Annotated in this window: 8 protein-coding genes; all 8 read left to right on the top strand. The window is 29.9% G+C overall.

Features of this window, described 5'->3' with window-relative positions; translation table 11 throughout:
- Nucleotides 1–87 precede the first annotated feature (87 nt).
- The 8 genes from BV55_RS0102665 to BV55_RS0102630 all read left to right on the top strand — a co-directional run bounded on the left by BV55_RS0102665 (nucleotide 88) and on the right by BV55_RS0102630 (nucleotide 11,839).
- Nucleotides 88–987: a carbohydrate ABC transporter permease gene (locus tag BV55_RS0102665; RefSeq protein WP_029451206.1), complete on the top strand. Its 900-nt coding sequence runs from the start codon at nucleotides 88–90 to the stop codon at nucleotides 985–987.
- On the top strand, nucleotides 987–1,835 hold the full coding sequence (locus tag BV55_RS0102660; RefSeq protein WP_029451205.1) for a carbohydrate ABC transporter permease: 849 nt from the start codon (nucleotides 987–989) through the stop codon (nucleotides 1,833–1,835). The genes BV55_RS0102665 and BV55_RS0102660 overlap by 1 nt, the downstream gene beginning before the upstream one ends.
- A 19-nt stretch (nucleotides 1,836–1,854) precedes the next feature.
- On the top strand, nucleotides 1,855–3,852 hold the full coding sequence (locus BV55_RS0102655) for an alpha-amylase family protein (protein WP_029451204.1): 1,998 nt from the start codon (nucleotides 1,855–1,857) through the stop codon (nucleotides 3,850–3,852).
- Nucleotides 3,853–3,999: 147 nt separating this feature from the next.
- Nucleotides 4,000–5,442 carry a leucyl aminopeptidase gene (locus BV55_RS0102650; RefSeq protein ID WP_029451203.1) on the top strand — a complete coding sequence of 481 codons (1,443 nt, stop codon included), beginning with the start codon at nucleotides 4,000–4,002 and terminating at the stop codon, nucleotides 5,440–5,442.
- Nucleotides 5,443–5,448: 6 nt separating this feature from the next.
- Complete coding sequence (locus BV55_RS0102645) at nucleotides 5,449–8,118, top strand: transglutaminase domain-containing protein (protein ID WP_029451202.1); 2,670 nt, start codon at nucleotides 5,449–5,451, stop codon at nucleotides 8,116–8,118.
- Nucleotides 8,119–8,446: 328 nt separating this feature from the next.
- Entirely contained in the window at nucleotides 8,447–9,769 is a 1,323-nt protein-coding gene (locus BV55_RS0102640) for an ATP-binding protein (protein ID WP_035794220.1), read from the top strand.
- A 4-nt stretch (nucleotides 9,770–9,773) separates the two neighbouring features.
- Nucleotides 9,774–10,649 carry a DNA-binding domain-containing protein gene (locus BV55_RS0102635; RefSeq protein WP_029451200.1) on the top strand — a complete coding sequence of 292 codons (876 nt, stop codon included), beginning with the start codon at nucleotides 9,774–9,776 and terminating at the stop codon, nucleotides 10,647–10,649.
- Nucleotides 10,650–10,789: 140 nt separating this feature from the next.
- Nucleotides 10,790–11,839 carry a PTS sugar transporter subunit IIC gene (locus BV55_RS0102630; protein WP_029451199.1) on the top strand — a complete coding sequence of 350 codons (1,050 nt, stop codon included), beginning with the start codon at nucleotides 10,790–10,792 and terminating at the stop codon, nucleotides 11,837–11,839.
- The last annotated feature ends 37 nt before the right edge of the window (nucleotides 11,840–11,876 follow it).

The raw sequence follows: 11,876 nt of genomic DNA, 5'->3' as shown, positions 1-11,876 counted from the left end.
AGTAAGGTTAAATAAATATGAATAAATCAGTTATGAAGGTTCCAAGGATTTATCTTTGGAACCACCTTTAAAAAGGGGGATATTAGTTTGATTAAGTTAAAAAATAAAAAAGATAAATCGAAAGTAATACTTTTTTTAGTGCCAGCGTTATTAATTTACATAGTGTTTCTTATATTACCTATGTTTGGAGCCATATACTTTTCGACTGCTGATTGGAAAGGAATTATGGGCACACCTATAAACTTTGTAGGACTTAAAAACTACATTTCAGTATTTAAAGACCCAGCATTTATGCTGTCTTTAAAAAACATGACTAAGATGGTATTTTTCAGTGTGCTTTTCCATACACCAATAGCACTCCTATTAGCTGTTGCTATAAATACCAAATGCAGAGGATACAGATTTTTTAAGGTAATGTACTTTATACCAACTATATTTCCATTAACAGCAGTAGGATTATTGTGGTATTTTATATTTATGCCAAATGGTTCTTTAAATAAAATTCTAGAACTTATGGGATTTATGAATCTTGCAAAAGGATGGCTTATAAACCCAGCAACTGCAATGAATACTATAATATTTGTAAACATATGGGCTGGTATTGGATATTATATGGTTATATTGATGGCAGGTCTTACAACTATACCAGAAGAGGTTTATGAAGCGGCATCTATTGATGGGGCAACCTCTTTTAAAAAGTTCTTTCATATAACTATTCCAATGCTTAAACCAATTTTAAGTATGTGTATACTTATGGATATAATAGGGTCAATAAAAGTATTCGATCTTATTTTTGTAATGACTGAGGGTGGGCCTAATGGACTTACAAATCTTCCAACTACACTTATGTATTATCAAGCATTTAGATATGATAATTATGGAATTGGTAGCGCAATAGGGGTAATTATACTTGTGATTGCTTTAATTTTAACCATAGGAAGCAATTTTATTATGGATAAAAGAAAACAATATGAGGAGGGTAAATAATGAAAAGAGAAAAGTATAATCCAAATAAAAGGATAAATAATAAAATAGGGTTATATGCATTTCTAGGGATAATGTCCCTAGTATTTATATGCCCAATGTTGTTTACTATAATTTCATCTTTAAAACAAAATAATGAAATATTTAGTAATCCATTTAGCTTACCTAAAGTTTTTAGATATGAAAACTATATAGTAGCATGGAAAGAAGCTAATATGAGTAAATATTTTTTAAATAGTATTATGATCTCGTTAGCTACAGTTATAATTCTTGCAATTGTGGCATCTATGGCTGCATATGTACTTGCTAGATTTGATTTTAAGGTAAATAAATATATATCAATATTCTTTTTGTTAGGTATGATGATACCAATGCATACAATACTTGTGCCTGTTTCCTATTTAATTGGGAGACTAGGACTTAAAAATAATCTGGTGGCACTTGTACTGCTATATGTGGCCTTCTCACTTCCTTTTAGCATATTTGTATTAACAAACTTTATGAAGGGAATTAATTTATCACTAGAAGAGGCGGCAATTATAGATGGTGCAGGATATTTTCAAATATACACTAGAATTATATTGCCGTTATCAGTACCAGCAATATCTACCATATCAATATTTAATTTTCTAGGAGCTTGGAACAATATACTGTTCCCATTATTATTTATAAATGATGATAGATTAAAGCCTATTTCATTAGGGCTTTTAAATTTTAGTGGTGAGCGGGGATCTGAATATGGCCCCTTAATGGCAGCCATAGTAATTACAGTTGTAGTACCACTTATCATATACTTATTATTCCAAGAAAAAGTTGAAGGTGGACTAGCAGCAGGAGCTGTAAAAGAATAAATTATAGGGGGATTTTCATATGAATGAATTAAGGTATAGACAAGTCCATTTAGATTTTCATAGCAGTGAATATATAGAAGATGTGGCTAAGGAGTTTAAAAAGGAGGAGTTTGTAGCTACTTTAAAAAAGGCAAATGTTAATTCTATTACTTGTTTTGCAAGATGTCATCATGGGTGGCTATATTACCCTTCTAAAAATACACCGGAGCTTATACATCCGAATTTAACTAATCATAATTTATTATTAGAGCAAATTGAAGCTTGTCATGAAAATGATATTAGAGTGCCTATTTATACAACTGTTCAGTGGGATGGATATATTGCAAGAACACATAAAGAGTGGCTAGCTATAGATGAAAATGGTGAGTTTATTAATAGCCAAGGAGTTGAAGAGCCACATTTTTATTATACTATTTGTTTAAATAGTGACTATAGACAATACTTTAAAAGCCACCTTCAAGATATTATAGATGTTGTAGGTGTAGAGAATATAGATGGATTTTTTATGGACATACTTTTTAAAGTGGATTGCAATTGTAAACGTTGTGTGAAAAAAATGGAAGCTTTAGGTTTTGATTCAAAGGTTAAGGATAGTAGAATCGAGTATTCTATAGTGATGTTAGATGAATTTAAAAAGGAAATCACTGAATTTATAAATTCTAGAGCTCCAAAGGCAAGTATATTTTATAATAGCTCTCATATAGGACCAAATTCTAAGAAAGCCTTAGATGAATATACTCATTTAGAATTAGAATCTTTGCCTAGTGGTGGCTGGGGCTATGATCATTTTCCAGCAACGGTTAGGTATGCTAGAAATTTAGGGAAAGACATAATAGGTATGACAGGAAAGTTTCACACTTATTGGGGAGACTTTCATTCTCTAAAAAACAAGGCAGCATTAGAATTTGAATGTTTTAATATGCTAGCATTAGGGGCTGGATGTTCTATAGGAGATCAGCTTCATCCTAGTGGAAAGATGTCTAAAGCAGCTTATGATTTAATAGGTTCTGTTTATGAAAAGGTAAAAGAAAAGGAAGATTATTGCATAGGTGCAAAGCCAGTATCAGAAATAGCAGTACTAACCCCTGAAGAATTTTACTCTTTTAAAGATCATGACCTTGGCATTCCAAATGCTTTAATAGGAACAGTAAGGATGCTTCAAGAATTATCCTATCAATTTGAGATTATAGACAGTAAATTTGATTTTGAAAAATATAAGCTTATTATATTGCCAGATGATATAAAGTTTATGCCTACACTAGAGTCAAAACTTTTAGAATATATTAAAAATGGTGGTAAAGTAATTGGAACTAATAAGTCTTTAATAGATGATAAAAATAAAGATAGTAGTCTATATGGAATTTCTTATGAAGGTGAGTCAGAGTATTATAGAGATTTTATTTTACCTAATGATGTTATAGGAAAAGATTTATATAAAGAAGAGTATGTTATGTATTTAAGAGGCGCTAAAACTAAGGTTAATGACGCAAAAGTTTTAATGAATTCTATAGAACCTTATTTTAATAGAGAGGGTAAGACCTTTTGCTCACATCAACATACCCCCTCTTCAGGAAAAATTGGATATCCAGCAGCTACTAGAAAAGGAAATGTCATATATTTTGCACATCCTATATTTAAGATATATCGAAAAAATTGTGCTAGATGGTGCAAGTCAATTATAAAAGATGCTATAGAAATGCTTTTAGATCACAAGCTTGTTAATCATAACGGACCCTCTACAGTTATTACAGCTATAAATAGACAAGCAGACCATAATAGAGACATACTTCATGTCCTACACTATATAACAGAGAAACGTTCAGAAGATATCTATACAATAGAAGATGTTATTCCACTTTATAATTTAGAGTTTAAATTATATGTTGGAGAAAAACAGGTTAAGGCAGTAAAAGTGGTACCCAAGTTAAAATCTATAGATTTCACAAACACTGATGGTTATATAATATTTAATGTAGATAAAATAGAAGGACATAATATGTTTTCAATAGAATATTAATTTATGAAGTAAGCAGAAAGATTATTAAATATCATAAACCGTTATTCCATAAATTGGCTGCACCTCTGAGGTACTCCCTTTTTATGGGAGCACCTCAGAGGTGCAACCATAAAAAGGGAACTATTAAAATTAACTAGGAGTGATTTTATGATAAGTGTAGATAAACTTAAAAAATTTGATTTTAAGACTGTATTTGTTTATGAAGATGAAAGTATAAATGCAAATAGAAACTTAAATGATTTGCCAGAGAAGGTTAATAAGGTTTTTCATAAGAAATATAAGACAAGTATTCCTTTTATTGAAGAGGGGGGCGTTTCATTATTATATGTAGGCCTTGGTGAAAAATCAAAATTTAGTTTTAATAAGATTAAAGATATTGTGGCGTACAGTATAAAACAGATTAAAAAATATGAGGTAGAAGATATTTCTGTAGATGTTTCTATGTTTTTAAAAGAGTATGATGTTAGATGTATAACAGAGGTGGTACTTGGCATAAACTTAGGGCTTTATGAGTTAAAGAATTATAAAACATCAAAAAAACAAGAAAAATATAATATATTCATTCAAGGTTATGAAAGTTACAATGAGGAAAGAATAGTAGAAGAAATAAGACTCGGAACTAATATTTCTGATGGAGTTATGCTTGCAAGAGATTTAGTTAATACACCGGCAAATATGCTAACTCCTATAATTATGGCTGAAACAATAGCATCGATTCATGAAGGTACAGCAGTGGATGTAGAAGTTTTAGATGAGAATTACATTAAAAATACTGGTATGGAGGCTTTTTATACAGTTGGGAAAAGCAGTGGAAATCCTCCAAGACTTATTGTACTTAGATATTTAGCTGATCCTAGTAGCAAGGATATTACTGCACTTGTAGGTAAAGGAGTCACCTGTGATACTGGAGGATATTGCTTAAAACCTTCTAATTCTATGGAAGGTATAAAGGGAGATATGGCCGGTGGGGCTGCAGTTGTAGGAACTATATACTCTTTAGCAAAAAACAATATAAAGGCTAATGTAGTTGGAGTTATACCAGCATCGGAGAATAGAATTTCAAGAGAAAGCTTTATCCCAGGGGATGTAATAGGTTCAATGTCAGGGAAAACCATTGAAGTTTTAAATACAGATGCGGAAGGGCGTCTTATTTTAGCGGATGCTGTAACCTATGCCATTCAAAAGGAAGGTGCCTCTAAGATTATAGACATAGCAACATTAACAGGATCTGTGGTTAATGCCCTAGGGTTTAGTACAGCAGGAGTTTTGACAAATAATGATAAGTTTTTCAAGGAATTTAAAGAAGCCTACAATAAATCAGGCGAACAATATTGGAGATTTCCTATATGTGATGAACATCGTGATATGATAAAAAGTAACATAGCAGACATTAAAAACATGGGTAAAAGCTATTGTGGAACCATAACAGCAGGACTTTTTATTGAAGAGTTTGTGGAAAATATGCCTTGGATACATTTAGATATTGCTGGTACTGCCTGGGTAGATACTCCACTTTATGAATACCAATCCAAAGGGGCTACAGGGGCTGGGGTAACATCTATGTATTATTTATTTTTGGAAAAGGAGTAGATGTATATGGTATATACAAATGAGGTTCAAGAATATGCAAACTCTAAGTTTTGTGACATGTTAGAAATATGTGGCGGAAAAAAAGAAGATATACTTTATAAAATCTCATTATGCAATGAAGAGGAGCGGTTTTTGATTAAATATTTATATGCTTCTATGAATGTACATGATATTTTCAGTTATGATTTCGAACTTTTTTATGAGTATGTTAAACATGCAATATTTTTAAGAGAGACTTGTACTTGGACATATAAAATACCTGAAGATATATTTTTAAATTATGTGGTTCATTATCGTATAAACAATGAAGAAATAGAGGACTGTAGAAAGACATTTTACGACATGCTAAATTATAAATTGACAAATAAAAGCATGGAGGAAGCAATTTTAGAAGTTAACTATTGGTGTGCAGAGAAGGTAACATACAAGTCTACAGATGAAAGAACAGCATCACCACTAACCTTGTTAAAATGTGGATATGGAAGATGTGGAGAAGAGTCAACATTTACCGTTACAGCCCTTCGTAGTGTAGGAATTCCAGCAAGGCAGATATATACTCCAAGGTGGGCCCATTGTGATGACAACCATGCCTGGGTGGAAGTGTGGTGTGATGGAGAATGGCATTATCTTGGAGCCTGTGAGCCAGAAAAGGTCCTAGACAAAGGATGGTTTACATCAGCAGCTTCTAGGGCTATGATAATTCATAGTAGAATATTTTCTGGATATTTTAAAGATGAGGATGTAATTTCAAATAATAAGGTAGTAACTACTATAAATAATATTAGAAGTTATGCGAGTTCAAAGAAGATCACTGTTAAGGTACTAAACTTTAGAAATAAACCCGTAAAGGATGCAAAAGTAAGATTTCAAATACTAAATTATTCTGAATTTGCAAATATAGCTATATTAAATACGGATGAAAGTGGAAAAGTCTGCATAAATATAGGACTTGGAACTGTGGTAATTCATGTAGTAAAAGATAAAAAGTTCATGTACAAAGTAGTAAATACAAAAGATTTAGATGAAATAACTTTTAATATTAATGAATTTGTTTATAGTGAAGAAGAAATGGATACAATAAAAACCAACAAAGAAATCTTAAACAAAACAAATGAAAATATAAATGAAGAATACATAAATCTAGAAAATAGAAATAAAATAAGTAATGGACAGGATATAGATATAATTTCCCCAAGTGATAAAAAGGCTGTATATGCTCCTATAACTAAGGATGAGGAACTTCAACATAAGGAAAGAGTAACAAAATGTAATACCATAAGAGAAGAAAAAGATACAAAAACCACAAAAGATATCTTAAAATCAATAGATAATTTAGATGAATATGAGTCTAAAATAAAAGAAATATTATTGGATTCCATGGAAAATTATAATGAAATTTTAGAATTCTTGCGCTGTAGTTATAATAACCACAAATTTGAAGAAGCTATAAGTTTATTAAGCTGCCTTAAGAAAAAAGATTATATAGATAGTAAAGCTAATATTTTAACTGGGCATATTAATAATGCAGTTGAATTTACTGGAGATTATCCAAAAGAAATATATTTTAACTATGTACTTTGCCCTAGAATATATTTAGAATCCATAACTAATTACAGAGAGTTTATAATAAAGTATTTTAATAATGACTTAAAAGAAAGTTTTGTAAAAAAGCCCATAGAAATATGGAGTTATGTAAAACAAAGCATAAAAGAACTTAAAGAATATGAATACGAAGAACTATATACTACACCAGTAGCTTTGCTTAATGCGGGGATTGGAAGCTTAATGTCAAAGAAAATTTTGTTTGTTGCAATATGTAGAAGTATAGGAATACCTGCCAGAATAAATGAAATTGATTTATATATAGAATATTATGACAACGGATTTATAAAAGTAGAAGATAAGGATAAATTAATTACATCAGAGGTTATAATTAATAATGTTAGTCAATCAGAATTAAAATACTTTCAAAACCTATCTATAGCGGCATTAAAAAATGGAGTTTATAAAACCCTTAATTTAGATCAGAATATAAAAGGTAATGGCAATATTAATATAAGTCTAAATTTAGGTGATTATAGAATATTAACTTCAAATAGGCTTCCTAATGGGGGTGTATTTGTGAAAAAGTATACTTTTAACCTTAGGGCTGAAGAAACTAAGGTTATAGATATAAACCTTAGAGATATAAAAATATCAGATATGATGGAAAATTATGAAATTGATGATTTAAGTATTAAAGATAAAAATGATAATATAGTTAATCTTCATCAATTAGTAAAGGATAAGAAGTGCATTATTATTTGGATAGAGGAAGGTATGGAACCAACAGAGCATATATTAAATGAAATGATAAATAACTATAAAGATTTTAATGATATAAAAGCTAACATTATATTTATTTTAAAAGATATTAAGGCTCTTAAAAATAAAACTTTAGAAAAGGTTTATGAACTAATACCAAATATTAAAACTTGTTTTGACCATTCTAAAGAGAATATAAATAATATTGCTAGAAGAATGTATCTAGATCCGGATAAACTTCCATTGATACTTATAGCTGAGGGCTTAAAAACTGTGCAACACTCAAAAGAGTATATAAATGGAATTTATGCCACCAGTGGATATAATGTAGGTACAGCAGAACTTATTATTAAAATCATACAAGGCAACTAAGGTAAAGTTTAAAGTTAGAAGTGAATATTATATGGTGTTGTATTTAAATTATTTAAAAAAATAAGTATCAGTGAACATTATATAAATCTTTCACTTAAAGATTTATATGGATAATCATATAAAAAAACATGTATTAAGATTTTGTCTTTAAATACACTAAAAGCACGTATTTAGATTTTATCTTTAAATACATGCTTTTTTTATAATTATAAATATAATATAATCATGGTTAAGGTTGTTATTTATGTAACATAACTTTATAAAGATAAAAGGTTTTCAGATAAAAATGTCGAAATATTTATATAATACATATAAAAGGATGGATTTTATGGAGGAAGGTTTTAAGCTAAAAGAAAATATTATATTCATAGCAGCTATTGCAGCGCTATTTTCACAGGTTTATATGGGGATATTCGTAGAAAACTTTAATGTATCTTTCGGTATAGTAATACTAATAATAATTTTTTATGAAGAAGATACAGAAGATAAGTTAAAGACGGGGATGTTTTGTGGGCTCTTTGTCTGTATTTTAAGAGCATTTATATATTTTCTGCAGTCTGGAGGAGTACTTCATTATTTTAGTGAAGGATTAATTAATTACTTTCCAGAGACTATATTTTACACAAGTTATGTTATCTTCTATCTAATATTCAATAAGAGGATAAAAACAGTGAATAAACTTTTCTTTTATACCATAATCTGTGACCTTTTTGCTAACATTTCAGAAATGATGGTGAGGACTTATCTTTTAAAAGAGGTAGTTGGTATAAAAATATACATAGGTCTAGGTATAGTTGCAATATTAAGATCATCTTTCATATGGATTATATTAAATCTCATGAATAGATACAGTATAAAGCTTTTGAAAAAAGAACATAAAGATAGGTATATGAACCTTGTCATGGCTAGTTCAAGGATGAAAAGTGAAGTATATTTAATGGAAAAGACTATGGATAACGTTGAAATAGTTATGAGTAAATCCTATAAATTTTATAATGAAATAAAGTCCTTTAAAAAGTATCCAAAGTGGGAGAGTGAAGCAGTAGAAATAGCTAAGGATATACATGAAATAAAAAAGCAAATAGCACTTATATCAAGAGGGGTTATAGAGATAACTGATGATAAGGTTGATGAAAAGGTTATGGAGTTTTATGATGTTCTAGAGCTTATAGGTGAAATTATGGATCCTTCACTTAAAGATAAAAATATAAAGTTACATATAGAAAAAGGACAAAACTTCAACACTATGAAGCATTATTATTTAATTTCTATATTTAGAAATATTATAAATAACGCTATAGACTCAATAGATCAAAGACTATCAATAGATTCAAGTAGTCTATCAAAAAGTTATAATGGAAATATAGAATTAATTCATTACATAGTTGAAAGGGAAGATGAAAAATACCATGCCTTTAAGATTATAGATAATGGAAGGGGAATTTCAAAAAAGGATGCTGAACATATATTTAGTCCAGGATTTTCTACCAGGATAAACTTTGAAACTGGAAGTATTAATAGGGGACTTGGACTGAGCATTGTAAAAGATATAATAGAAGTGAAGTTAAAGGGAACAGTTAAATTTACTTCTATAGAGGATCAAGGTACAGAATTTATTATTTTAATCCCACAATCTGAACTAGAGGAGTGATTTTTTGAAAATACTTATAATAGATGATGATTTTAATATACATAAAATATTAACTATGATAATAGAACATGAAAAAATAGGTGAGGTAATAGAAAATAAGGATTTAGATAGTACTAATATTTTTAAATTAATAGGTAGAGAGAAACCTAAAATTATTATAGTTGATTTATTAATGCCAGGTAAGGATGGAATAGAAGTAATTAGAGAAATACGAAGCAAATATAACAATATAAAGTTTATTATGATATCTCAAGTAACATCAAAGGATATGATAGAAAAGGCTTATGAAAGTGGCATAGAATTTTTTATTAATAAACCTATAAATGCTATGGAAGTTAAAGCAGTTTTGTCTAGAGTGATAAATGATATAGTTATGAGAGAAAAGTTAAATAAAATACAAACCTTATTTGAAGTTGATAATTTTAAAATAAATGAAGCAGAATTAAATAACAAAGAGAGCTTTGACGAAAATGAAGAAGTTATGTCAAATGTTGAAGATAGTATTAAAGGTATTATGAAGCAAATAGGAATATTAAGCGAAGGCGGAGAAGAAGATATAATAAGAGCTTTAACATATATGATAGAACATGATGGCATTTTAGATAGAACAACTTTAAATGAATTTTTCAAAAAGATATCCTCTAAGCCTAAATCTACAGAACAAAGAATAAGAAGAACTGCATTTAGAGCCATGACAAATCTCGCTAGCCTTGGAATAGAAGATTATATGAATGAGACTTTTGCAGAGTTTTCTACTTCACTTTTTAGCTTTGATGAAATAAAAAAGGAAATGGATTTCATAAGGGGTAAGGGTAAAGAAAGAGGCAAAGTTAATTTAAAGAAGTTTTTACAAGGAATTCGTTATTATATTAACAAATAGTACTTATAAGAATATTATATAGCACATTATAAATACCAATTTGAAACTCCTTGAAACCTTACGAAGGTAAAGCGTTACAATCAGAATAATTAATAAGTTTGAATTGTTTTGATTAAAAATTTAAAGGAGTGAGCTTTATGATGGATATAATAATAGGTATAGGACTGTTACTATTTACACTAGCTTTATTTTCACTTTTTAGTTTTAAGGCGCCAAAAGGAAATAAAGCAATGTCGGGACTTGCAAATGCAGCAGTAGCAACTTTTCTTGTAGAGGCAATACATAAGTATATAAGTGGTGATCTTTTAAACTTAAGTTTTTTAAGACAGGTAGGAGAATCTTCAGGCTCCATGGGTGGAGTTGCAGCAGCTATATTAGTTCCAATAGCAATGGGGGTTAATCCTATATATGCAGTAGTAGCAGGAGTGGCTCTTGGAGGATATGGAATACTTCCAGGATTTGTTGCTGGATATATAGTAGGACTTGTAGCACCAATTATAGAGAAGAAACTTCCAGAAGGATTAGATACCATAGTTGGAGCACTTGTAATAGCACCTTTAGCAAGAGTTATAGCTTTAGGAGTGGATCCAATAGTAAACTCAACATTGATTAGCATAGGAGAAATGATATCCACAGCAGCACAGCAATCACCTTATGTAATGGGATTTTTACTTGGTGGAATAATGAAGATAACTTGTACATCTCCACTTAGTTCAATGGCACTTACTGCAATGATAGGACTTCAAGGTTTAGCTATGGGTATAGCTGCAATAGCCTGTGTTGGCGGTTCCTTCACAAACGGTATTATATTTAAAAAGCTAAAGCTTGGAAATAAAAGCAATGTAATAGCTGTTATGTTAGAACCCTTAACACAAGCTCATATTATAACACAGCATCCAATACCAATATATTGTTCGAATTTTTTAGGTGGAGGACTTGCAGGACTTGCAGCAGCATATTTTAAAATTATAAATAATGCACCAGGAACAGCATCTCCAATACCAGGACTTTTAGCACCTTTTGGATTTAATGATCCTATAAAAGTAGTTTTAGCCATTGCATTTGCAATAGCTGGAGGAACTGTAGCAGGACTTTTAGGTTCAGCAGTATTCAAAAATTATGGAAAGAATAAAAAAGTAGCTAGTCAAGAAACAGATGAATTAGGCATGGAAGATAAAGTAACTGCTTAGTAAAGGAAAATTTTATGAAAGCTTTAAGTATAGAAGA

The sequence above is a fragment of the Clostridium algidicarnis genome, from assembly GCF_000703125.1.
Classification (GTDB): domain Bacteria; phylum Bacillota; class Clostridia; order Clostridiales; family Clostridiaceae; genus Clostridium_L; species Clostridium_L algidicarnis.
The sequence above is the reverse complement of the archived record's forward strand: the minus strand, read 5'-3'. Positions and strand labels throughout refer to the sequence as shown.